Here is a 23,413-nt window from a genome sequence, read left to right on the forward strand (position 1 = left end):
ATTGTTTCAAAACGGTGGTCCGGCGCTTAACACCACCTGTGTCTGGCGCGTCAGTCGAAGATATCCTCGATCAAGTCGAAAGCCTCCGAGAGGATCTTGCGTTTCAGGCTCTTGCGCTTCTTCCGTTTGCGGTAGCGGTAATCGTCCCGCACGGGCTGCCGGCGATCATGGTAAGGATCCGCCGGTCGCCGGTCTTTCTTTGCTGCCTTCGAGGGCAGCATCTTCATCTCGTGTAACGGCGCTCCGCACGACGAGCACGCCAATTCATGCCGCTTGTCCCCCGAAAGGACGAGCGCCGCCCGCGTCCCGCAATAGCAGCACGTCGCAATCTTCTGTGCCGGCATTTCTGCTCCTCATGTGCCTCGCCTTGCTTCATATAGGGCAACCGCAGCCGCGTTGGAGACGTTGAGCGACCCGAACCCGCCCGTTGCGGGAATTCGGGCCACGACGTCACACATCTCTCGAGTCCGCTGCCGCAGTCCTGCTCCTTCCGCGCCGAGCACGAGGGCCACGGGCACATTTCGCCGTGACGACATTGCCTCAGCAAGGCTTTGCTCTCCGTCTCCGTCGAGACCCAATAAGTCGATACCCATTTCTCGCAACCGACCCATTGTCGCTGCTAGGTTTTGGACCCTCAGATACGGCTGACGTTCTAGGGCTCCACTTGCCGTCTTGGCCAAGGCGCCCGTCTCTGGCGCAGCGTGCCGCCTAACGCCGATAACCGCCGCCGCCCCAAAGACCTCCGCCGACCGCAGGATTGCGCCCACATTGCGCGGATCGCTGACCCGGTCGAGCAAGACAAGACGCAGCGGCGGTTCTGCCCCCGTCACGATTTCATCGAGCGATCCCCAGTCCAGGGGCCGAACTTCCAAAGCCGCGCCCTGATGCACCGATTCCGGATCCAGTGGCGCTGCAAAAGACCGCGCATCGCTAAGCTCCGGTGCGATCCCGCCCGCAGCCACAGCCTCCTCCAGGCGCGTCTCCGCGTTCTTCGTCAGAATGAGCCTGAGCTTTTCCCGCCTTGGGTTCATCAATGCATCGCGAACAGCGTGCAGCCCGAAAAGCCAGACGGTCTCGGTCGCCGCGGCGCGCTTTGCCCGCTCTTTCTCCACGACCCATTTCGGCTTCTTCATTACCCACTCCACGTCAGTTCTGATCCCGCGCTCTACCGGATCGCTGCCTCACCTGCCAGAACCCGCGATTTCAAGGTTGACGCCCCCCGGGCCCTGCCGTTATTGCCCGCAACGCCGGATGTGTCCGGCAAAGGGCGACGTGCTGCAAGGTGCGGCAGCGGACTGTAACTCCGCCGGGGAGACCCATGCCTGGTTCGATTCCAGGGTCGCCCACCATCACTTTCCAGAGTGAAACCTTCCAAGGGCTTTTGGGCGAACCTCTTTGTTGGCCTAGTTTTTCCGAAGGCTGGGCCATCACGCCTATGTTCTACTGAAAGCGGCCCAGACGGAGCCCCGGTGATGAGCGACACGACAACTCTCCCAATGATCAAAACGAAACCCAAGACCGAGCGTCCGAAGCTCTATAAGGTCATTCTGCTGAACGATGATTTCACGCCGCGCGATTTCGTCGTCAGCGTGCTTAAGGGAATCTTCCGGATGGGGGAGGGCGAGGCATTAGGAGTGATGCTTACCGCGCATCAGAAAGGTGCCTGCGTGGTTGCCGTCTACACCAAGGAGATTGCGGAGACGAAAGCTCGCCAAGGCACTGAACTCGGACAGAAACACGGCTACCCGCTTACGTTCACGACCGAGCGGGAGAGTTGATCTCCCCTGCGCCCGGCCGTCAACTTTCCAAGGCTGATAGGGCGTCCTTCAAGTCTATCGCCCCATCATAGAGGGCACGGCCCGTGATCGCACCGGCGATGACGTTCGTATCGCGCAGCCGTGTTAGATCGTCCAAAGACGAAACTCCGCCCGAGGCGATGACGGGAATTGAGACGGCCTTGGCCAATGTCTCGGTCGCGGTCAAGTTGGGGCCTTCCATCGCGCCATCACGGTCAATGTCAGTGTAGATGATTGCTGCAATGCCTGCATCTTCGAAGGCTTTCGCCAAATCGGTCACGGTCAGGTCGGTTTCCTCGGCCCAGCCGCGGGTGGCGATCTGACCTTTTCGGGCATCGAGGCCGATGGCAACCTGACCAGGGAAGGTGCGCGCCGCCTCGCGGACGAGGTCCGGATCCTCGACTGCAAGAGTGCCGAGGATCACCCGCTCGATCCCCCGGTCGAGCCAGCTTTCGATCGTGCCAAGGTCGCGGATCCCGCCGCCAAGCTGGGCCGGAATAGAGATCGCCTCAAGTATCGTACCAATCGCTGCTGCATTTACAGGATAGCCCTCGAACGCGCCGTTGAGGTCAACCAGATGGATCCACTCGCAGCCCGCCCGCTCAAACAGGCGCGCTTGGGCGGCAGGGTCAGCGTTGAACACTGTCGCCGCCGACATCTCCCCCCGCAGGAGGCGAACGGCTTCTCCGTCTTTAAGGTCGATTGCGGGGTAGAGGATCATTGTTCAGCCTTTCTCAACCGTTCTGCCGCCATAAGGTGGGTTAAGGCGTCATGCAACGCGACCTCACGTAAGGCTTGCCTGGGGTGCGCTAGAGCCGCAGAATCTTGAATGTGATAAGGGAGGATGGAGATGAAGTGTCTCATTCTGAAGGTTTTTGCGATGATCTGCTTTGCCGGCATGGCCGCGGCCGACCCGCTTGAAGGGGATTGGCGGACGATCCCCGACGATAACGGCAATAGCGGGCTGATCCGGATCGCGCCTTGTGGCGCTGCTTTGTGCGGGACGCTGGTTGCTGCGTTTGATGGAAGTGGAACCCAGATCGACAGCGATGACCTCGGGCGCCAAATCATCACCGAGACAGTGGCGCAAGGCGGTGGCAGCTATCGTGGGAAGATCTACTCGCCGGACCGCGGTCGGACATATAATTCGCGGCTGCAATTGCAGGGCAACCAGCTCGCAGTCTCCGGCTGTGCGTTCGGGATCTGCCGGAACGGAGGAACGTGGCAGCGGCAGAACTAACCGGTCTGGTTTTGAGCAACTGACGGGATCGTCTGATCCGCTGCAAGGACGGCGCGAGCCATATCCTCTACTGGCTCGACCGAACGCATCCTTACTTACCGGTCGCTAACGCAAATAGCCTAGGCCTACGGTCGCCAGGTCAAAAAGTTGGCGATCAAACGAAGACCCGCGGCCTGGCTTTTCTCCGGGTGGAACTGCGTTCCGATGAATGTATCCCGACCGACGATAGCTGTGACGTGACCCCCGTGATCGGTATGGGCGAGAAGGTTTACCGGATCTTTCACTGCCATGTGGTAGGAGTGAACAAAGTAGGCATGGTCGCCGCTAGAGATGCCGTCGAGCACCGGGTGCGGGTGATCAATCGTCAACTCGTTCCAGCCCATATGCGGGACCTTGAGTGTGGGGTCATCTGGCAGAATGCGTGTAACCTCGCCGTCGATCCAGGCAAGGCCGGGGGTCGGCTCGTACTCCAGACCGCGAGTTGCAAGCATTTGCATCCCAACGCAGATACCGAGGAAGGGCCGGCACTCGACGCGGACGGCTTCCGCAATCGCCTCGACCATGCCGGTGCGCGCATCAAGTTCACGACGACAGGCCGGAAAGGCACCATCACCTGGTAAGACGATGCGGTCAGCCCGGGAAACGCGATCTGGGTCGCTGGTAATCTCGACCGTTCCGGCATCTGCCTCGCGTGCCACGCGCTGAAACGCCTTTTGTGCCGAATGCAGGTTTCCGCTGTCATAATCGATGATGACGGTTAGCGTCATAGGCTGCCTTTGGTTGATGGGATCGCATCACTCCGCCGCGGGTCCGGCTCGATAGCCATACGCAATGCACGGGCGACCGCCTTGAAAGTGGCTTCCGCGATATGGTGGCTGTTGAAGCCATGCAGACGGTCGATGTGAAGCGTTATGCCGCCGTGGGTAGCAAATGCTTGAAAGAACTCGCGCACGAGCTCTGTATCGAAGCTGCCGATCTTCGGGGTTGGAAGATCGAGATTGCAGATCAGAAACGGACGACCCGAAAGATCCAGCGCGGCGCGGACCAGCGCATCGTCCATCGGTAGGAGGCAATCGCCGTAACGGCGGATCCCGCGCTTGTCATCAAGCGCGGAGGCAAGCGCCGCGCCGATCGCGATGCCGGTATCTTCCACTGTGTGATGGTCATCGATGTGAAGATCGCCTTCAGCTCGGACGGTCAGATCGATCATCGCATGCCGGGCAAGCTGGTCGAGCATATGGTCGAAGAAACCAACCCCCGTCTGACAATCATATTGACCCGTCCCATCGAGATTTAGGTCGACCGTGATGTTAGTCTCGGCTGTCTTTCGGGTGATCTCGGCTCTGCGCATTGGGGAACCCTCAAACGTCAACGCCGCGCGGTATAAGTGCGCGGCGTCAGGTTTCCAAGCGCTAGCGAGTGGCCTGGGTCTATTCGACGAGCGGTGCCGTTACGAATAACTGACGTCCATCGCGACGGACGGTGAACTCCGCATCCGCAAAGCCCGATCCCGCAACACTCGTCAGAGCGGTTTCAAGGTCTGTGGGCCCAGAGAAACGGATACCGGAGGCACCCTCGCTCACGATCCTGTCGCCGACTTCGAGGTCGCTGACGCCGCCGGTCGCGGTCACGCGGGTTACCCAGCTGCCGCCCTCAAGATCGGTGCGGAAACTAAGACCGTTCTCCAAGGTGACGATCCTGGCGGAAGGAAGGCGCAGGGCACGATCAACGAAGGCCTCCTGACCGGGGATCTGAACCAATATACTGGCTGCCAGCCGTCCATCGCTATCGCTCGTCGCCGAAGAGGAGAAGGCATCCTCCAAGCCGTTCACGCCCTGAACGAGTTGTCCATCGATCGAGAGGATTACGACACCCGGTGTCAGCCATTCGTTCTCGATGAGTGAGACGGGATCGCCGGTCAGCTCGGTAACCTGCGGAAAGGTCCCGTACTCCGTATTGGCGCTTTCAACCACGAACGGCATTTCGATATCCCAACGAGCGCTCACGAAATCGCCCGCGATCGTAGGTGTTGCCTGAGGGGCCGGCGTACCGAACGTAATAATCTCGAATGCGGTTTCGGTATTCTCAGTCGGCGCGTCGGGTGCCGACTCGGTTTCGGCGGAAGTATCTGGCGCGATCTGAAATGCCGGACGATCGCTGGTGCTGTCCGGGGTCAGCGCGGCTACGACATCCTGAGCTTCATCCGATGTATCGGCCGGTTCTGCTGGCGCGCCGAAGGTGATGATGTTGGTGACCTCAGCCTCAGCGACTGTCTCGGGTTCCGCGGGCGCGTCTTCGACGAATACCTCTGAGGCGAAAGGAAGGACTTCGCGCTCGCTCATCTGCATCGGCAGAGAGGCGCTGTCGATCGCCCGGGGGGTAATCGGGGATGGCGCAGTGTCAACCTCGCGCAGAATGTCCGTGATCGGCGCGATGCCAAGTGCAGAACCGTCCAGTGCATTGCCAGCGAAGGTTTGTGCTTCTATCGGCGATGCAATTTCCGCTTCCATGCCAGGCGGGATAGCGCTCACACCACCGGTCGCTTCCTCGGCCGTGTCAACTGAGGTGGTACTCTCGATAATCTCGAATTGAACGTCGGCGGACGGAGCAATGGCTGTTTCATCTTCGCCTGTCGTGGCGAGACGTTCTTCCGTCGGTTCTGCCGCGATCGCTTCCGAAGGCGTATCTGATACCAGTGCGTCGGGCTCGACGAGGTCAGGCCGCGTCACCGGCAGTTCAGGTTCGGCAACGTCAGCTGTGCTCTGTTCAGCAGTTGCCGCAGTCTCGCCCGAATCCGAGGCCGGGACCTCGCTTTCAACCGCGGGAGATGGGGTCGCGGCGACATCGACTGTTGGTTCAGCTGGTGCGGACGCATCAGGTGCCTCGGCTGTCGCGGACGGCTCGGGCGATGTGACCGGAATGCTGGTTTCAGCTTGCTCTGTCGGCGCCGGAACGCTGGCAGGATCGCTGGGAGACATGGCCAAGTAGATACCCGCAGCGCCCGCTGCCAAGGCCGCGACACTGCCACCTGCGAGAAATGCAACGCGGCTCGAGCCGCTGCCTGCGGCTTTCGCAGGAGCAGGCTGCGCGGCGTCTTCCTTGACATCGGCCTTCGCGTCTTCTGCAACGACAGCAGCGATAGCTGCTGCGGTACTCCATCCGGGCTCTTCGGCCGGTGGGGTCAGGCGGATGACGTTCTCCGGATCGCTGCCGTTCATCATAGCGACCCATTCGGCCGCCGATTGCATCCGATTCTTCGGGACGACTTCCATCGCCTTGTCGATCGCACGCAGGAAGTCTTCGGAATACTCCGGGAAGCGGCCGACAAGGGGCTGATATGGATCTTCACCGCCTTCTGCGACGGCCACGAGGCGCGACTGGCTAGGCGGGGGCGTATCGCGGGTGATCGCGTGATAGAAGGTCGCGCCGAGCGCGTAGAGGTCCGAGGCGTTCGACTGGGTCGAGCCCTGGACATAGAATTCCTGTGGCGAGTAGCCATCCTTGACGCAGCTGAGCGCGGTCAGGACACGTGTCTTTTTCGATGCTTGCTCGCGGGCAGCGCCGAAATCGATCAGCGTCGGCTTGCCCGTCTCATCGATCAGGATGTTGTCGGGCGCGATGTCGCGATGCAGAACACCAAGCTGGTGAACATATCCAATCGCGTCGAGCACTTGGCGCAGCATCGATGTAATGGTCTGCGGCGTGAGGAACGGGTCGTTCTGCTCAATCATATCCAGCAGATCGGGACCATCGATGTAGTCGATGGCCATATAGGCGGTGTCGTTATCCTCAAAGACGAGGTGAACCTTGACGATATTGGGGTGCTCGAGCTTCGAGAGGCTGCGCGCCTCTTGCGTAAAGCACTTAATCACCGCCTGAAGGTCGGCCTCATGGCTCTTCGACCGTACCTTCACCTTCGTGCCCACACGGCGGCACATAGAGGAGGGATAGCATTCCTTGATTACGACGGTGCGTTCAAGGCTGTCCTTGGCGAGGTATGTGATCCCGAACCCACCAGCATTCAGAAAGCTCTCGATCTTGTAGAGGCCGCCAAGAAGCTGCGTGCCATCGTCAAGCTCGTCATTCACGTCCTGATCGTGGACCTGATCCTTACCGGTGGACTGCTTAGGTGCGTTCTGCATGTCAATCCTAGGGCCCCAGCGCCCGCTCCCTTACGGGTTTACTTGTTTTTCCTGTGGACCGGACCGAGGGTGGTCATCGAAAAAGCGGTAGCACAATCCACATACTTACTCAGGATCAGTGTCTTGTGCAATTCGGACAATTTCGTGTTCAATTCGAGGAAATGCCTGACAATCCAAGTAAAAACCGGCCGAGGGCTACTTCTCGACCGGTTTGCTAAGATTCTTTGCAAACTGACGTGGCGTTCAAAAAGAATCCGGCGCGCACAAACGGCGCGCCAGACTGCCCGTCGGCCATGAACCGGCCTTAGTTGTACGGATCAGCGGCTGCGTTGATGCGGATCGCTGCATCGACGAACTCGGCGCCGACCGACGGTTTGAATTCGTCGAGGACCGGAGCAAAGGCATCGCGCCACGCCTGCATTTCCGCTGGACTGAGTGCCAGAACAACCCCATCATCTTCGATGATACTCCGGCGGCTGATCTGGTTCAGTTCGAAGGCGAAGCGGTTGCGCTCGTGGGTGATGAGCTGAGCGCCGATCAAGAATACTGCGCGGGTCTCGGCATCGAGCGAGTCAAGAAACCTCTGCGATGTCAGCATCGGATAGCCGATATAGGTGTGATTGGTTTCGGTTACCGCGGCCTGAACTTCATAGAAGCCCATTTTTTGGATGTTTGCGAAAGTGTTTTCCTGACCTTGGACAGTGCCGTTGGCAAGGTTGTCGTACACTTCCGAAAACTTAAGCTTCATCGGCGTAATGCCCATGATATCCAGTACTGCAGCAGTCACTGGCGAACTGGATGAAACGCGGAAGGTTTGACCTTCGGCATCGCCAGGACGGCGCATCGGCACCGTCGAGGAAAACTGCCTCATGCCGTTGCTGATATAGCCAAGCGCGGCGAAACCATCGTCAGACATTTGATCGCCGATCTGATTGATTTCTTCTGACTGAAGAAATTCGAGAACGTGCAACGGCCCGTCGAAGAGGAACGGCAAGTTGAAGATATCCGCTTTCGCAGCGTACCCACTGATCTTGGCGAACGATGGCGCCGCAAAGTGAAGGTCGCCGTCCAGCATGGCTTGGAAGAGCGTCTCGTCATCTGGATAGAGTTCGCTCCGCCCGTAAACCTCAACGCAATAGCGCCCGTCCATTTCAGCGTTGATGTAGTCGGCGTAGGCCAGGGCAGCTTCGCCCTTCGGATGGCCTTGGAGCGCCGTCACGACACTGAATTTCAGCACTTCTTCGCCAGTATCACAGCCCGTCGGGTCTGCGGTGGCTGCGACAGGAAGAGCCATCGCTGCCAAAGTAAGGTATTTTGTCAGTCTGTTCATCCGATTTACTCCTATTACGGTCCCCGTTTCCGCGCTTCGCAGAAACGGGGCCGCCCCCTATCTTTTTGTTTTGGCCGTGACTGGATCAGGTCCGGTCGTCGGCCACGACGTCTTGCACCCACACTTCGACGCGGCGGTTGATCCGGCGTCCGGTGTCGGTTTCGTTGCAGCCCAGCGGAGACGCTTCGCCGAAGCCGACGGCACGGGTCTGGGTGCTGGTCCGCAGGTTGGGGTTTGCCGCAACGACCGAGCGGCGAACGAGTTCGGCGCGCTGTTGCGACAGGAGCTGGTTGAGGTCCGCGCGCCCGACCGAGTCGGTGAAGCCGACGAAGAGCACTTCCTTGTTCGAGAAACGCGGGCTGGCCAGAAGCTCGGCCAGACGTTCGACGTCCGAAGTTGCACGGGCGTCGAGACGGGCGGAACCCGTCTCAAAGCGGAAGGTGGTCGACAGACGGTCCGCGTTGATCAGCTGGGTGAACATATCGCGCATTGCGTTATACTCTTCCGGCGTCTCGTTGTTCACGATGGCCGAAGCCACGCGGATCCCCTGGGAGTTGATCGTCTCGGTCGAGACGGTCTGGTCAATGAAGCCTGCCTGGGCCACGAGTTCCTGACCGGGATCAGTCTTTATGTAGCTCAGGAAGTCCTGGGCATGGAAGGGCATCTCCTCGTTCGTGTTGTACATGTAGAGGAGGCGGGTCAGCGGGTATTCTTCCGTCTTGATCGTAAAGGCAGTGGCCGGCGTACGCAGACCACAGACCCCCTCAATGGCGAGCGCGGTCGTTTCGCCCGCATTGGCAAAGCTGGTGAAGCCGATACCGTTCGGGTCGTTGCGGACTGCTTCCGCGATCTCATCGTCGCTTTCCAGGACAGTGATGTTTCCATTCACGGTCAGACCGTTGGGCCGCATCAGAAGGGTGTCGAACACCTCGCGCGTGCCGCTGTCGTCTTCGCGGACATAGAGGTTGATCGGAGCATTCCGGCCGCCGAGGTCGCGCCAGTTCGTGATCTGGCCACCGAAGGCAAGCGCCGCATTGATCTCGGAGATCGCGCGGACCGGATTTTCCGGGTGCGTGACGAGAAGCAGACCGTCAAGCGCCACGATATGCTCTTGATCGGGCGAGCGAAGCTGACCGAGGTTGCGCTGCGCGAAGGTTTCGACTTCGCGGTTGCGCGCCGGGCGCGTGGCGAGTGCGAAGGTGGCGTCGTCCGAGAGCAGAGCCTCGAGGCCCGCACTGGTGTTGGACGGCTTGATCTGAATGTCCGCGCCGCTTTCGTCGCTGGCCGAAACCTTGTAGACGATGCCTCCCGCATTGCTGGGATCAAGCTCGGTGGTGCCGTCGAGTTTCGCGCTGTAGCCGGCAACCAAAGTCGGGATCAGACCATCGGAAAGGGCGCGGGAACCGGCGATCGCGAACTCGGACCGCGACGGCCCGAGATCTGGGCAAGCTTCGCCGACACACGTCACAAACTCGTTCGAGATCGAAACTGTACCGATCGCTGTACGAATAATGTACGTGCTGCCGTCGAATTCAACCAACTCGCCTGCGATCGAAACGGACTTGTCCTTTGTCTCGAGCGTAATCGGCGCGGTTTGGGCCGACGCGGCAAGCGCAGCGGCGCAGAGGCCTGTGCTTGCCAATAGGGTTTTCAGCGTTCTGCTCTGCATCAGTCGAACCTCCACGGAATTGAATGCAGCAAAAAAGGTAGGCGCTCCGGCCCTGACCAGACCCTTCTGACTGGCAAATGCGTCGAAATCTGCGCGTGAAGCGGCCCATTTGTTGACAATATGTCTTAATCGGTCAGGATTGGTGCGTTGTTGCCACTGCACGACCAAGATAGCCTAAAACTGGACGATTGTTTACACTTAGAAGACGTGTCAGGCGAACCCTAGCGACCAAGAGACGCTGGATGGAACCAATGCCTCTACGGCGCTTGAAAATGGAGCGGGCGATGAGATTCGAACTCACGACCCTTACCTTGGCAAGGTAATGCTCTACCCCTGAGCTACGCCCGCGTCCGTGGGTGAGCCGTCAGATACAAACCCATACGGATATCCGCAAGGGGAAAATGCGTAGTTTGTTGTTGCGCCACTACGCCGGCGAAGGACCTGTTCTCAAAGCCACCAGAGGACAGCCGCGTTCGTGATACGTTCGTGTTGAGATCGGTTGGTAACCGGGTGCGGGTTGCAGATCTTGTCGCATTTCCGCCGTTTTTCAGCGAGAAAGCCGGTGGAGCGCTTTACATGCCGATGTGCGGAGCCGACTCAGATGACGCACGATGAATATTTTTGAGAACTCTGAATCTGCGAAGCTTCTCGCCGCGACCGAGGAGGGTGTCGGGGAAACGGCCGAGACGGATGCGCTGCGGGATATCGACCGGTTCGATCCTGATCGCCCGGTCGGTGCGATGTTGCCCGCTCTCACCCCCGGGACGCGCATGTCTGTCGATCATGGAGAAGTTGCCGTGGAATATCTGCGGCCAGGCGATCTGCTGAGGACAAAAGATAACGGTCTGAAGGAGATCCGCTGGATCGGCGAAAGAACAATCGAGACGGGTGAACTGACTGCCGCACCGCATCTCTATCCGATCTCGATCGCGGCAGGTGCCTTGGGGCTGGACGGGCCGGACCAACAGATCATCGTCTCTCCCGGTCAAGCGGTCCTCTATGCCTCGCCCCAGGTAGAACTTGTCCTTGGAACCAACGAGGCGCTCGTTCGATCGGAAGACTTGTTGGGCGTGCCCGGGGTGGATCGATATGAAGTTGCTGCGGTTACCTACTTCTTTCTGATGTTTGATGCACACGAGATCATCCGGGCAAATGGCCTCTGGATGGAGAGTTTCCAGCCTGACCTCCGTTGTCTGGAGGAAGAGAGTGGAGAACTCTTCGAGGGCCTCTTTGCGGTGTTCCCGCGCTTAGCCACTCTAAAAGGACGTACCGCTTACCGAGCGGCAAGAGTCTTCGCGACGGCGGGCGAGGTGAAGCTATTGTTTGCACCTTAGAGACAGGCAGCAAAAAGTTCCTTCCACCGCGCAGGCCGGGTGTAGATCTAAGGTGATCCGACCTGTATCGATCGCATATCTCTCTTGGCCGTTTTCGATGCTAGCCAGACGAACAACGCTCGCTGCTGGAACAGAGGTATCTCTCATTGATGGTGCCAGTTGAGTTTACTCTAACTCCACCAGTAAGTCCTTTGCGTCGATCTGTGCGCTTGGCGTGACATGGATCTCTTTCACGACCGCATCACGCTCTGCGTGAAGGCCTGTTTCCATCTTCATGGCTTCAATCGTGAGCAGAAGATCGCCTGACTTGACCTTCTGACCCATCCTCACAGCGACTGTTGCAACGATCCCAGGCATTGGAGCACCGATATGGTTGGGATTGGCCTGATCTGCCTTCGGCCGTCTCGGGCTTGCAGACTGAACCGCGCGGTTCGGAACACGGACAACGCGGGGCTGACCGTTGAGTTCAAAGAAGACCCTAACTTCACCTTTGTCATCGGTCTCACCGATGGCCTGTAGACGCACCACGAGCGTTTTGCCGGCGTCGATCTCGACCTCGATTTCGTTTCCGGGCGCCATCCCGTAGAAAAAAGTCTGTGTCGGCAGTGTTCGGACCGGTCCATATTCAGCGTGACGCGCTGCGTAATCAGTGAAGACCTTGGGATACATAAGGTATCCTGCGAGATCCTCGTCGTCGATCTCCGTCCCCGTCTGATCGGCGAGACTCTGGCGCGTGTCGTCGAGGTTGACGGACGCCAGGCGCTTGCCAGGACGCTCAGTCTGAGGCGCTTCACCTTTGAGGATCTTTGTCTGAATCTTGTCAGGCCATCCACCGGGTGGTTGACCCAAAGCGCCGCGCATCATGTCAATCACGCTATCGGGGAAGACGACATCCGTGCTCGGATCTTCGACCTGCGCCCGGGTAAGGTTTTGAGAGACCATCATGAGGGCCATGTCGCCGACGACCTTGGATGAAGGCGTGACCTTCACGATGTCGCCGAACATCCGATTGACCTCCGCATAGGTCTTGGCGACCTCATGCCAGCGTTCCTCAAGGCCGAGGGAGCGAGCCTGGGCCTTGAGGTTGGTGAACTGACCGCCAGGCATTTCGTGAAGATAGACCTCGGAAGCCGGAGCCTGGAGGCCGGATTCGAAGGCCGCGTAGTGGCCGCGGACTGCTTCCCAATAGTTCGAGATCTCACGGATTGTATCCGGGTCGAGCCCGGTGTCCCGGTCGGTGCCTTTCAGGGCTTCGACGAGGGTGCCGAGGGTTGGCTGTGAAGTGTTGCCCGAAAGTGCGTCCATGGCACAATCGACGATCGAGACACCTGCCTCGGACGCAGCAAGAAGCGTCGCGACAGCGGCGCCTGCCGTGTCGTGAGTATGGAAATGGATCGGTAGGCTGACTTCTTCTTTCAACGCGGTGAAGAGGCGGGTCGCGGCAGCCGGTTTGAGGAGGCCAGCCATATCCTTGACGCCAAGGATGTGGGCACCGGCAGCCTCGAGTTCCTTTGCCATGCCGACATAGTACTTGAGGTCATATTTCGCGCGGTCGGGATCGAGGAGGTCGCCAGTGTAGCAGACCGTGCCTTCACAGACCTTGCCGGTATCAAGAACCGCATCCATCGCGATGCGCATGTTCTCGACCCAGTTGAGGCTGTCGAAAACGCGGAAGACGTCGATACCAGCTTCAGCAGCGGTCTTGACGAAGAATTGGACAACATTGTCTGGATAGTTCGTGTAGCCGACGCCGTTCGAGCCCCGCAGGAGCATCTGGGTCAGGATATTCGGCATCCGGGCCTTGATGTCGCGCAAGCGCTGCCAAGGACATTCCTGCAGGAACCGATATGCCACGTCGAAGGTAGCGCCGCCCCAGCACTCGACAGAAAAGAGTTGTGGGAGCTGATGCGCATAGGCGGGCGCAATTGCGATCATGTCAAAGCTGCGCATCCGGGTGGCGAGCAGTGACTGGTGGCCATCGCGCATCGTCGTGTCCGTAAGGAGGAGGTTTTGGGATCCTTCGATATGGGCGATCAGTCCTTTGGCGCCCTTGTCCTTGAGGATGTCAGCAGTTCCGCGTGGCGGCTTTTCGATCGGCGTCACCGGCGGGACAGGCTTTCGCGCCTCGGCATATGGTTCGGGGCGCCCGGCAGTTTCAGGATGGCCGTTTACCGTGATGTCGGCGACATAGCGCAGGATTTTCGTCGCCCTATCGCGCCGAGGGGCAAACTCAAACAGTTCCGGCGTCTCGTCGATGAATTTGGTGTGATAGTCGTAGTTCAGAAATGTCGGGTGCTTGAGAAGGTTCTCGACGAACGCGATGTTGGTGGACACGCCGCGGATCCGGAACTCGCGCAACGCGCGGTCCATGCGAGCAATGGCGGCTTCGGGTGTTGGAGCCCAGGCAGTGACCTTTTCGAGGAGAGAGTCGTAGAAACGGGTGATGACCGCACCGGAATAGGCGGTGCCGCCGTCCAGCCGGATGCCCATGCCCGTCGCGCCGCGATAGGCAGTGATGCGACCGTAATCAGGGATGAAGTTGTTCGTAGGATCCTCGGTCGTGATCCGGCATTGGATCGCGTGACCATCGAGCTTGACGTCGTACTGCGAGGCCACTCCCGTCGCCTCGATTAGACTTTTTCCTTCGGCGATGAGGATCTGGGCGCGGACGATGTCAATGCCCGTCACCTCTTCGGTGACGGTGTGCTCGACTTGGACGCGAGGATTGACTTCAATGAAGTAGAACTCGCCCGTCGCCATATCCATCAGGAACTCGACGGTGCCCGCGCATTCGTAGTTCACATGCTGGCATATCTTCTTGCCGAGGTTGCAAAGATGTTCGCGCTGGGTGGGGGACAAGTACGGGGCAGGTGCACGTTCGACAACCTTTTGGTTTCGGCGTTGAATCGAGCAGTCGCGTTCGTAAAGGTGGTAGATCTCGCCCTGGCTGTCGCCAAGAATCTGAACTTCCACATGTCGAGCCTTTTCGATCATTTTTTCGAGGTAGCCTTCGCCGTTGCCGAAGGCAGCTTCAGCCTCGCGGCGCCCTTCGCGAACCTTCTCTTCTAACTCCTCAGGCCCCAGGATCGGTCGCATCCCCCGGCCGCCGCCGCCCCAGCTGGCTTTAAGCATGAGGGGATAGCCAATCTCGTCAGCGTCCTTGGCAGTTTTCTTCATGTCGTCGCCGAGCACATCTGTCGCGGGGATCACCGGAACACCTGCTGCGATGGCGACCTGTCGGGCAGAGGCCTTGTCGCCCAGCTTGCGCATGGTTTCCGCTTTTGGACCGATGAATGCGATGCCGTTCGCCGTGCAGGCGTCGACGAGATCCGGGTTTTCGGACAAAAGACCATAACCGGGATGGATCGCATCGGCACCAGAGAGCTTGGCGACGCGGATAACTTCGTCGATCGAGAGATAGGCGGCGACGGGGCCGAGGCCTTCGCCGATCTTGTAGGCTTCATCGGCTTTGAAGCGGTGAAGGCCGAGTTTGTCCTCTTCTGCATAAACGGCAACGGTTTTCTTGCCGAGCTCGTTGGCGGCGCGCATGACCCGGATGGCGATTTCCCCGCGATTGGCGATCAGGATCTTCTGAAACTCAGGCATGGGGCCTCCGGGGCTTTGCACGTGCAGCGTGTTCTACGGGGTATGCGGCAGCGCGGCAATGGCGGCGGCTGCCGGCACCTGTTTGTCGGCGGGAGTCTCTCGATCAAGATGAGGATGGGCGCGGCGCAAATGTGAGCGCAGTTGCGAATGAGCTCACCGAGGCGCGCCGACTTACGACCAACGCCGGGTCTATCGCTTAACCGTTGCCAACCAACGCGCGACGTCGCGGGGTGTCTTCAAATGGATGATTGTGAGGTCTGGCCGTGCGGCGGAGGCAATCGCCTCAAGCTTCGCCCGAGCTGTGCGGCGGGTTCGCCAGATGAAGGCCAAAAACTCGATGGTGGATCGGTTCAATTGCTCGGGACATCCGTCCGGAAGGTCCGGTCGGGTCTGACCATAGTAACGAGCTGATCGATATAGCACCCGAGCGACTCGTAGGCCGACTGGCAGATCGAGCCAGATAAACGTATCGGCACGGGCAACCCGCTCGGGATAGGTGCGAGAATGTCCACCTTCGAGGATCCAGCGATCTTGGATGTGGATGGCATGGGTCATGGCGCTTTTTTCGTCTGGGTCACGTTCGATCCATCCGGGTTTCCAATGGATCTGGTCCATGTGGAAGATCGGCAGCCCGGTCCGCTCTCCAAGAGAGCGGGCGAGAGTGCTCTTTCCCGAGCCTGGCCCTCCGGTGATCATAACGCGTTTCACAAGAGTCTCGCGGAGAGCTCGGCATAGCTGCGGACGCCCAGCTGATGCATGTTTGCGGTTAGATCTCTCGTCAGGATCTCCACGAGGTGAGCCGGTCCAGCTGGTCCGAGCGCGGCCACGGCGTCATGTGGTGCGCGCCCGAGCATGGTGAAATCGGCCCCCAGAGAAAAGGCCCGAAGAATATCAAGGCCTGAGGACAGGCCACCATCCAGAAGCAAAGGCAATCTCGTATTTGCGCGGATTGCAGGGAGAACCTCTATGGTCGCAGGCGCGGCGTCGAATTGACGGCCGGCATGGTTCGAGATCCAGATCGCGTCGACGCCCGCCCTTTCCAAACGCGGCGCGTCTTCCTCATTCAGTACACCCTTGACGATAAGCGGTCCCGTCCAGGCATCGCGCAGGCGGGCGAGATAGTCCCAATCAGGCGAGGTCCTCAGCAGATAACCTGCATGGGCGTTCGAAGGCAGGGCGGCGCGATTGCTTGTCGTATAAGGGTCAAGTGTGCGCATTCGGGGCAGGCCGTTGCGTAGCACGGCGATTGCCCAGGCAGGGCGGCGCATGATCTGCCACAGAATGCGTGGTGTGAGTTGAGGCGGATTGGTTAAACCGCCCCTGGTTTGCCGTTCACGCTGCGACGGCGCAGGCACGTCGACTGTCAGAACGAGCGTTTTGAAGCCAGTTGCGCGGGCGCGACCAAGCAAGTCCGAAAGGATCTCCGGATCGCGCGGCGGATAAAGCTGAAACCAGGCATGCGGGCCAATGTCGCCTTTGAGGTCTTCGGGCGCGAGACTCGCAACTGTCGAAAGCGTGTAGGGGATCCTCGCATCAGCCGCTGTTTGAGCGAGATATCGTTCCGCTCCTGGCCAGATCAGCCCGGACATGCCGACCGGGGCAAAACCGAACGGCAGCGGGTAGCTCTGGCCGAGCAACTCGATCGAAAGATCCGGGCTGATCTCTCCGTGCAGTATGGATGGTGTGAAACGCACCTGATCAAGTGCTGCACGATTGGTACGGGCCGTTGCTTCTGTTCCAGTTGCGCTATCGAGATAGTCCCAGACAAATCGCGGAAGCCGCCGTCGCGCCTGCAGCCGGAGGTCAGCAAGAGAGGGGTAACGGCTGTGAAAATCCATGACGTTTCGCTAGCTCGCCCTGCGGCCGAGGGAAAGGCGAGATCAGCGTCATGTTCGATTTGCAGCCGCTCTGGTGCGACAGGCGTTCCATTCGGCGTTTGAATCAGTGCCGACAGCTTCGGCAAAGGGCAATCTTACGGAAAACGGCTGCTCATCTCGGGCGCTCAGCAAGGCTTCGGGTCTTGCATGTGCGAGACCCGAGTCAGAGCTGCCGCACAGGTCTGGAGAGGCGGGAGGTTCACTCCGCTGGACTGGGAACATCCATAGAACACGGGGTTTCCCCATTGTGACCTTTGCGCTAGATATCGCGCTATGAGCACCTTTTCCGATGATGATCCGTTAGAGGCGGCTGCCCCACTTTCGAAGCAGGCTATGGCAGCCACAGCGGCACCTTATCTCGCCGGGCTGAATCCCGCCCAGCGAGAGGCAGTTGAAGCGCTGGATGGTTCGGTTCTCATGCTCGCGGGTGCCGGGACGGGAAAGACAAAGGCGTTGACGACGCGGATCGTGCATCTGCTCGCGACGGGGAAGGCGCGGCCGAACGAGATCCTGGCCGTGACGTTCACCAACAAAGCCGCGCGGGAGATGAAGGACCGGGTCGGTCGGCTGCTGGGACAGGCCGTCGAAGGGATGCCGTGGCTCGGCACGTTCCATGCGATTTGCGTGCGGCTCCTGCGACGGCATGCCGAACTGGCCGGACTCAAGACGAATTTCACGATCCTCGATACGGACGATCAGCTAAGGCTGCTACGGCAGGTAGTGCTGGCCCACAATATAGATGAGAAACGCTGGCCGCCGCGGATGCTCGCCTCGATCATCGATGGCTGGAAGAACCGGGCGCTAACGCCGGAGACGGTGCCGACCTCCGATCATGGGGCCTATGATCATAAGGGCGTGGAACTCTACGCAGAGTATCAGGCGCGGCTGCGAACATTGAATGCGGTCGATTTTGGCGACCTTTTGCTGCATGTCATTAAGATCTTCCAAGAGCATGAGGATGTGCTTGAGCAGTACCGGCGTTGGTTCCGCTACATCCTTGTCGACGAATATCAGGATACGAACGTCGCCCAGTATCTGTGGCTGCGGCTGCTGGCGGGCGGGCACCGGAACATCTGCTGCGTGGGCGACGACGACCAGTCGATCTACGGCTGGCGCGGGGCCGAGGTCGGCAACATCCTGCGGTTCGAGCAGGACTTCCCCGGTGCCAAGGTCATTCGGCTTGAGCAGAACTACCGGTCGACCGGACATATCCTGGGCGCCGCTTCCGGGGTGATTGCCGCGAACAAGGGACGACTTGGCAAGACGCTTTGGACCGACGGTGAAGATGGCGAGAAGGTTCGGCTGATCGGCCATTGGGATGGCGAGGAGGAGGCCCGCTGGATCGGTGATGAGATCGAGGCGATGCAGGGTGGCACGCGCGGGATGGAGCCGGTGTCCCTCGATCACATTGCTATCCTGGTGCGTGCCTCCCACCAGATGCGTGCCTTCGAGGATCGGTTCCTGACGATCGGGCTGCCTTATCGCGTGATCGGCGGACCGCGGTTCTACGAACGGATGGAGATCCGGGATGCGATGGCCTACTTTCGGTTGGCGGTCTCGCCCGACGATGATCTTGCGTTCGAGCGTGTTGTGAATACGCCGAAGCGGGGCTTGGGCGATAAGGCGCAGCAGAAGATCCAGATTGCGGCGCGGACAAATGGCGTGTCACTGCATGAGGGTGCACGGCTTGTCGTCGCGATGAAGGGGATCACCGGAAAGGGGCTCGCCGCGCTGAAGGAGTTGGTTGAGGGGATCGACCGCTGGCATGGGCAGGTGCGGGCCGAGGCTGATACCCATGTCGAACTCGCCGAGATGATCCTCGACGAGTCGGGCTACACGGGCATGTGGCAGAACGACAAGACGCCCGAGGCGCCCGGGCGTCTTGAGAACCTCAAGGAGCTCGTAAAGGCGCTGGAGGAGTTCGAGAATCTTCAAGGCTTTCTAGAACACGTCTCGCTCATCATGGACAATGAGAGCGACGGCGACGGCGAGAAAGTATCGATCATGACACTTCACGCTGCGAAGGGGTTGGAGTTTCCGGCCGTGTTCCTCCCCGGGTGGGAGGACGGGCTGTTTCCCTCGCAACGGTCAATGGATGAGAACGGGCTGAAGGGCCTCGAGGAGGAGCGGCGGTTGGCCTATGTGGGGATTACAAGGGCGGAGCGGCTTTGCACGATATCCTTTGCGGCAAACCGGCGGGTCTACGGGCAGTGGCAATCGGCGATGCCATCGCGGTTCATCGACGAACTGCTCGCCAATCATGTTGAGGTATTGACGCCGCCGGGGCTCTATGGCGGGGGCTACGGCGCTGCGGGTATGGCGGCGACGGCCTCGCCTGTCTTGAGCGGGATGCAGGGATCGGATCTGCACGACAGGGCGGCGGAGGCAAATGTCTACAACTCGCCTGGATGGCGGCGGCTGCAGGCGCGCTCAGGGGAGCGACCGATGCGCCAGCCGCAGGAAGCAAAGAACATGGTGATCGACCTCGACGCGGTTTCGGCTTTTTCAGAGGGTGACCGGGTTTTTCATCAGAAGTTCGGCTACGGCGAGGTGATCGCGATCGAAGGTGACAAGCTCAACATCGAGTTCGACAAGGCGGGCTCAAAGAAAGTTGTCGCCCGCTTTATCGTGGCTGCCGATACCGCAGGGGATGTGCCGTTCTGACGTCTAGAAGACGCGCACCTGGGTGCCGATCGGTGTAATCTCGAACAGTTCCGCGATCTGCTCGTTGAAGAGGCCGAAGCAGCCCGAGGACGATTGCCGCCCGATTTTGCGCGTGTCGTGGGTGCCATGGATCAGATAGGCGGGCCAGGTCAGGTACATCGCATGGGTGCCGAGCGGATTGTCCGGGCCTGGCGGCATAAACGCCGGCAGTGACGGATCCCGTTCACGCATCGACGCGGTCGGCGTCCAGCTGGGCCCGACCTTCTTGCGGACGATGCTGGTATATCCGCGGCGCGTCAAATCCTCGGTCAGTGGGACAGAGGTCGGGAAAACACGGTGGTCGCTGCCGTCCTCGTTCCAGTAGAAAAGCGCGCGGGACTGCACATCGCATAGAATGGTTGCGGCGCCGAGCGTGTCGAAATGGTTCCTCCAATCGCGGACATTGAAGCTCGACGCATTGCGCCGCGGTCTTCCGCTAAGTGCTTCAGCCCGCACAATTGCGGGGGATGCCAGAAGAGCCGTCGCTCCCAGAAGAACGGTTCGACGGTTGGACATCTTGGTCTTCATGCCTGTTCTCCTGCTCAGTCTCTTAGGTCAGCTATTTTTCCGCCGACGCAAGGTCAAATCAGGTTGGCTCACACTCCCGTGAAGGCCTTAACCGGTTAGAAGCGGCCAAAGGCTGAAGACGAGCAGGAGGGCCATTGTCCAGTTGAAGATCAAGAGTCTGCGCTTGGTCGAGAGGATCAGGCGGATCTTCGTCCCTGCCCAAGCCCAGACACCGACAGACGGCAAGTTGATCAGGGAAAAGATCACAGCGACTGCGACTGCGCCAATCGCCCCTTCGCCCGGCGGCGCGTAGTAGGTCTGGGCGGTGATCGCCATGTAGATCGCCTTGGGATTCACCCACTGGAACGCCGCCGCCTGCAGGAAAGTGAAGGGCCGCCCGTCGGCTGAACCTTCGCCGGGGGCCGCGGCGTTTGCGATCTTCCAGGCGAGGTAGAGCAGGTAGATCGTGCAGACTCCGAACAGGATCGTGCGCACGAGGGGGAAGCGCTCGAATAGCTCGGCCAGGCCCAGCCCGATAAGGAAGACCATGAAGCCGTGGCCGAGGCTGATGCCCAGCATATGGGGGATCGTCCTTTGCAGGCCAAAGTTGGCGCCAGATGCCATCAGCATCAGGTTGTTCGGCCCCGGCGTGATAGAACTTACGAAGGCGAAGGTTGCGAGGGCTATGAAGAGATCTGGCGACATGGGCGCCAGATCTGAAGGGTTTTCGACGAAATGAAATTGCAAAATCGCCGGATCGACATCACATTCTGCAATTCATGAGCGAAGTGGATCAGATCAGCGCGCGGATATTGCGCACGCTTGAACAGGATGGGCGGATCAGCAATCTCGACCTGGCTGAACGGGTAGGCTTGTCGCCTTCAGCCTGCCTGCGCCGGGTCAATGCGCTGGAGCGCTCGGGCGTGATCAAGGGCTATCGGGCGCGGCTCGATCCTGAACAGGTCGGCCGGGGATATGTCGTCTATGTCGCGGTCGGGCTATCGGTCCATTCGAAGGAGGCGCAGGAAGGGTTCGAACGCGCGATGGGCCGCTTCGAGGAAGTGCGTGAGTGCCACAATATCGCGGGTGCCTTCGAATATCTCCTACGGGTCGAGACCGGGGATCTGCGCGCCTACAAGGCATTCCATACTGACAGGCTTGGCACTGTGGCCCATGTCCGATCGATCACGAGTTACATGGTGATGGGGACGACGAAGGACGAACGGGGCTAAAGAAAAAAGCGACGACACCGGGAGGAGGTGCCGCCGCTCTTCTTTGGGCCGGGCCGGTCAGGGAGGAGGAAGACCAGCTCCGGCTGTTCGGTCGCACCCAGGGAGGAGGAAGGGCGCGTCCCGAAATCTATCTGTTAGCGCGCGTCGCCGTAGGCGGCTTCGAGCGCGATGGCCTTAATGGCCGAGCGATGTAGACCGAGATCGGCCAGGTCGCGGTCGTTGAGCCGTGCAAGCTCGTCAAAGGTGCGGCGGTAGATGCGGTAGGCGTCCCAGCGCGCACGAAGATCGGTCTTGGCGGCCGCAAAGCGGGCGGCAAAGCCGTGCGAAGCGCCGCGCGAAGTGTGTGCGTATGCCATTGTGTGTTCCTTAACTGCTCTTGCCCTTGCAGGGTCTTTGGTCGCGCCGGATTGCGCTGACAGGACTGAAGATAGGGGTTTGCTGCAGCTGCACAATCCTTTGAGTTCGCAATGCTGCCATGCGGCAAATGCATAAGTGTTGCTGCCCTATTTTAAGGCATGACGCCGCATGCGCATGCAGATGGCAGCGCTAACCTTGCAGGGGCCTTTCGGCCGCCCAACCTATGAGCAAGGACGCTGAAGGAGTGACCGATGGCTGTTTCGCGCGATGCTGTTCTTGAAGCTTTGTCGAGGGTTGGGTTGCCGAATGGGGGCGACCTTGTGAGCCGCGATCTGATTCGGGCTTTGACCGTGGAGGCCGGGGCGGTGCGCTTCGTCATTGAGGCGCCGGATCCCGAGATGGCCGCGCGGATGGAGCCGGTTCGGGCTGCCGCAGAGGATCTCGTTCGTCAGTTGGAGGGCGTGGAGGCGGTGTCAGTGGCGTTGACAGCGCATGGCCCGGCGAAAAAGCCGCCGCCGCTCAAGATCGGGGGGCATCCGAAGGCGCAGGCCGGCCCGATCAAACCGGCGGGGGTGGATCGGATCATTGCGGTGGGCAGTGGCAAGGGGGGGCGTGGGTAAATCCACTGTGTCCGCCAACTTGGCGGTCGCCTTGGCACGGGAGGGGCGGCGGGTTGGGCTGCTGGATGCAGATATATACGGTCCGTCGCAGCCGCGGATGATGGGGGTGTCGGATCGGCCGGCTTCTCCGGACGGAAAGACGATCCTGCCGCTGATGGCCCATGGCGTGACCTTCATGTCGATCGGGCTGATGGTCGATCCGGCCAAGGCGGTTGTCTGGCGAGGGCCGATGCTGATGGGCGCGCTCCAGCAGATGCTGGGGCAGGTGGCCTGGGGAGAGCTGGATACGCTGATCGTCGATCTGCCGCCGGGGACCGGGGATGTGCAGCTGACTCTGTGCCAGAAGGCGGAGGTGACGGGGGCGATTGTCGTATCGACGCCGCAGGACGTGGCGCTTCTGGATGCGCGGAAAGCGATCGACATGTTCGCGACGCTGAAGACGCCCGTGCTGGGGCTCATCGAGAACGTGTCGCTCTATATATGTCCCGAATGCGGGCATGAGGCGCATCTCTTTGGGCATGGCGGAGTGAAGGCGGAGGCAGAACGGCTGGGCGTGCCGTTTCTGGGAGAGCTGCCGCTGCATCTGGATGTCAGGATATCCGGGGATGCGGGGCGGCCTGTCGCTTTGGGCGAAGGGGCCCTGGCAGCGGCCTATATCGCGCTGGCAAAAGGGCTGATCGCTGGCGGAATGGGGTAGGGTGAGTCCCGGGAAACTGTGGGAACGAACCAATGCTTCAGTTTCTAATTGGGATTTCTTGGGATTCGCGTGGAATTTGGTGCGATATGCTGCGATCTGCAGGTTAGATTTCCTCATTAATATGTTGCATGTTGTAAAAATAACGCTTTGAGCCGAGTCGCTCAATCCATATGTTGTATATTCAATCGCCTTAATACCCTAGATCAGCTTTAGTTAAGGTCTAGCTCAATCTCGATCGCGAGGCGATCCAGCTATTCCCATCTTTTCCCTTGTTTCCCACAAATTCCCGGGACATAAAGTTCT

19 protein-coding genes, 2 tRNA genes and 1 pseudogene are annotated in these 23,413 nt (G+C 59.9%); 7 read left to right on the forward strand and 15 right to left on the reverse strand.

The window, feature by feature from the left end; translation table 11 throughout:
• Nucleotides 1-50: 50 nt before the first annotated feature.
• Entirely contained in the window at nucleotides 51-344 is a 294-nt protein-coding gene (locus tag AADZ90_RS16105) for a hypothetical protein (RefSeq protein WP_367311691.1), read from the reverse strand.
• A gap of 9 nt (nucleotides 345-353) precedes the next feature.
• Nucleotides 354-1,133, reverse strand: coding sequence for a 23S rRNA (guanosine(2251)-2'-O)-methyltransferase RlmB (rlmB, locus tag AADZ90_RS16110; RefSeq protein WP_367311692.1), 780 nt, complete (start codon nucleotides 1,131-1,133; stop codon nucleotides 354-356).
• Nucleotides 1,134-1,265: 132 nt separating this feature from the next.
• Between rlmB and AADZ90_RS16115 the strand changes: the two genes are divergently transcribed.
• Both AADZ90_RS16115 and clpS read left to right on the forward strand, forming a co-directional pair.
• A tRNA-Tyr gene (locus AADZ90_RS16115) sits at nucleotides 1,266-1,349 on the forward strand.
• A 123-nt stretch (nucleotides 1,350-1,472) separates the two neighbouring features.
• Entirely contained in the window at nucleotides 1,473-1,778 is a 306-nt protein-coding gene (clpS, locus tag AADZ90_RS16120) for an ATP-dependent Clp protease adapter ClpS (RefSeq protein WP_367311693.1), read from the forward strand.
• Nucleotides 1,779-1,797: 19 nt separating this feature from the next.
• Here clpS and hisA read toward each other — a convergent pair whose 3' ends face one another.
• On the reverse strand, nucleotides 1,798-2,517 hold the full coding sequence (hisA, locus tag AADZ90_RS16125) for a 1-(5-phosphoribosyl)-5-[(5-phosphoribosylamino)methylideneamino]imidazole-4-carboxamide isomerase (protein WP_367311694.1): 720 nt from the start codon (nucleotides 2,515-2,517) through the stop codon (nucleotides 1,798-1,800).
• Between the two features lie 129 nt (nucleotides 2,518-2,646).
• Between hisA and AADZ90_RS16130 the strand changes: the two genes are divergently transcribed.
• Nucleotides 2,647-3,036, forward strand: a complete 390-nt coding sequence (locus AADZ90_RS16130) for a DUF2147 domain-containing protein (protein WP_367311695.1) — start codon at nucleotides 2,647-2,649, stop codon at nucleotides 3,034-3,036.
• 125 nt (nucleotides 3,037-3,161) lie between these two features.
• Here AADZ90_RS16130 and hisH read toward each other — a convergent pair whose 3' ends face one another.
• The 6 genes from hisH to AADZ90_RS16160 all read right to left on the reverse strand — a co-directional run bounded on the left by hisH (nucleotide 3,162) and on the right by AADZ90_RS16160 (nucleotide 10,525).
• Nucleotides 3,162-3,803 (reverse strand): imidazole glycerol phosphate synthase subunit HisH, encoded by a 642-nt coding sequence (gene hisH, locus AADZ90_RS16135; protein WP_367311696.1) that lies wholly within the window; start codon nucleotides 3,801-3,803, stop codon nucleotides 3,162-3,164.
• Nucleotides 3,800-4,387: an imidazoleglycerol-phosphate dehydratase HisB gene (hisB, locus tag AADZ90_RS16140; RefSeq protein ID WP_367311697.1), complete on the reverse strand. Its 588-nt coding sequence runs from the start codon at nucleotides 4,385-4,387 to the stop codon at nucleotides 3,800-3,802. Before hisB ends, hisH begins: the two co-directional genes overlap by 4 nt.
• A 79-nt stretch (nucleotides 4,388-4,466) precedes the next feature.
• On the reverse strand, nucleotides 4,467-7,178 hold the full coding sequence (locus tag AADZ90_RS16145; RefSeq protein WP_367311698.1) for a protein kinase domain-containing protein: 2,712 nt from the start codon (nucleotides 7,176-7,178) through the stop codon (nucleotides 4,467-4,469).
• 304 nt (nucleotides 7,179-7,482) lie between these two features.
• Nucleotides 7,483-8,508 (reverse strand): TRAP transporter substrate-binding protein DctP, encoded by a 1,026-nt coding sequence (gene dctP / locus AADZ90_RS16150; RefSeq protein ID WP_367311699.1) that lies wholly within the window; start codon nucleotides 8,506-8,508, stop codon nucleotides 7,483-7,485.
• A gap of 85 nt (nucleotides 8,509-8,593) precedes the next feature.
• Nucleotides 8,594-10,177, reverse strand: a complete 1,584-nt coding sequence (locus AADZ90_RS16155) for a phosphate ABC transporter substrate-binding/OmpA family protein (protein ID WP_367311700.1) — start codon at nucleotides 10,175-10,177, stop codon at nucleotides 8,594-8,596.
• A 273-nt stretch (nucleotides 10,178-10,450) separates the two neighbouring features.
• Nucleotides 10,451-10,525, reverse strand: a tRNA-Gly gene (locus AADZ90_RS16160).
• Nucleotides 10,526-10,788: 263 nt separating this feature from the next.
• On the opposite strand from AADZ90_RS16160, the gene AADZ90_RS16165 reads away from it, so the two are divergent.
• Nucleotides 10,789-11,511 carry a Hint domain-containing protein gene (locus AADZ90_RS16165; protein WP_367311701.1) on the forward strand — a complete coding sequence of 241 codons (723 nt, stop codon included), beginning with the start codon at nucleotides 10,789-10,791 and terminating at the stop codon, nucleotides 11,509-11,511.
• Nucleotides 11,512-11,676: 165 nt separating this feature from the next.
• On the opposite strand, the gene AADZ90_RS16170 is transcribed toward AADZ90_RS16165, so the two are convergent.
• The 3 genes from AADZ90_RS16170 to AADZ90_RS16180 all read right to left on the reverse strand — a co-directional run bounded on the left by AADZ90_RS16170 (nucleotide 11,677) and on the right by AADZ90_RS16180 (nucleotide 16,955).
• Nucleotides 11,677-15,117, reverse strand: coding sequence for a pyruvate carboxylase (locus tag AADZ90_RS16170; protein ID WP_367311702.1), 3,441 nt, complete (start codon nucleotides 15,115-15,117; stop codon nucleotides 11,677-11,679).
• A 189-nt stretch (nucleotides 15,118-15,306) separates the two neighbouring features.
• Nucleotides 15,307-15,732, reverse strand: coding sequence for a P-loop NTPase family protein (locus tag AADZ90_RS16175; RefSeq protein ID WP_411997064.1), 426 nt, complete (start codon nucleotides 15,730-15,732; stop codon nucleotides 15,307-15,309).
• An 89-nt stretch (nucleotides 15,733-15,821) separates the two neighbouring features.
• The gene (locus AADZ90_RS16180) at nucleotides 15,822-16,955 is read right to left on the reverse strand and encodes an alpha-hydroxy acid oxidase (RefSeq protein WP_367311704.1); all 1,134 of its coding nucleotides are present in this window, start codon (nucleotides 16,953-16,955) and stop codon (nucleotides 15,822-15,824) included.
• Between the two features lie 312 nt (nucleotides 16,956-17,267).
• On the opposite strand from AADZ90_RS16180, the gene AADZ90_RS16185 reads away from it, so the two are divergent.
• Complete coding sequence (locus AADZ90_RS16185; protein WP_367311705.1) at nucleotides 17,268-19,658, forward strand: ATP-dependent helicase; 2,391 nt, start codon at nucleotides 17,268-17,270, stop codon at nucleotides 19,656-19,658.
• A gap of 3 nt (nucleotides 19,659-19,661) precedes the next feature.
• On the opposite strand, the gene AADZ90_RS16190 is transcribed toward AADZ90_RS16185, so the two are convergent.
• The gene (locus AADZ90_RS16190) at nucleotides 19,662-20,225 is read right to left on the reverse strand and encodes a L,D-transpeptidase (protein ID WP_367311706.1); all 564 of its coding nucleotides are present in this window, start codon (nucleotides 20,223-20,225) and stop codon (nucleotides 19,662-19,664) included.
• Between the two features lie 87 nt (nucleotides 20,226-20,312).
• Nucleotides 20,313-20,909, reverse strand: a complete 597-nt coding sequence (locus AADZ90_RS16195) for a LysE family translocator (protein WP_367311707.1) — start codon at nucleotides 20,907-20,909, stop codon at nucleotides 20,313-20,315.
• A gap of 74 nt (nucleotides 20,910-20,983) precedes the next feature.
• Between AADZ90_RS16195 and AADZ90_RS16200 the strand changes: the two genes are divergently transcribed.
• Nucleotides 20,984-21,436, forward strand: coding sequence for an Lrp/AsnC family transcriptional regulator (locus AADZ90_RS16200; RefSeq protein ID WP_367311708.1), 453 nt, complete (start codon nucleotides 20,984-20,986; stop codon nucleotides 21,434-21,436).
• 134 nt (nucleotides 21,437-21,570) lie between these two features.
• Here the strand turns inward: AADZ90_RS16200 and AADZ90_RS16205 are convergent, their stop codons facing one another.
• Nucleotides 21,571-21,792: a DUF1127 domain-containing protein gene (locus tag AADZ90_RS16205; RefSeq protein WP_367311709.1), complete on the reverse strand. Its 222-nt coding sequence runs from the start codon at nucleotides 21,790-21,792 to the stop codon at nucleotides 21,571-21,573.
• Nucleotides 21,793-22,044: 252 nt separating this feature from the next.
• Here AADZ90_RS16205 and AADZ90_RS16210 point away from each other — a divergent pair.
• Nucleotides 22,045-23,110: pseudogene (locus AADZ90_RS16210) on the forward strand (Mrp/NBP35 family ATP-binding protein).
• Nucleotides 23,111-23,413 lie beyond the last annotated feature (303 nt).

It is taken from the genome of Aestuariibius violaceus, from assembly GCF_040779325.2.
Lineage (GTDB): Bacteria > Pseudomonadota > Alphaproteobacteria > Rhodobacterales > Rhodobacteraceae > Aestuariibius > Aestuariibius violaceus.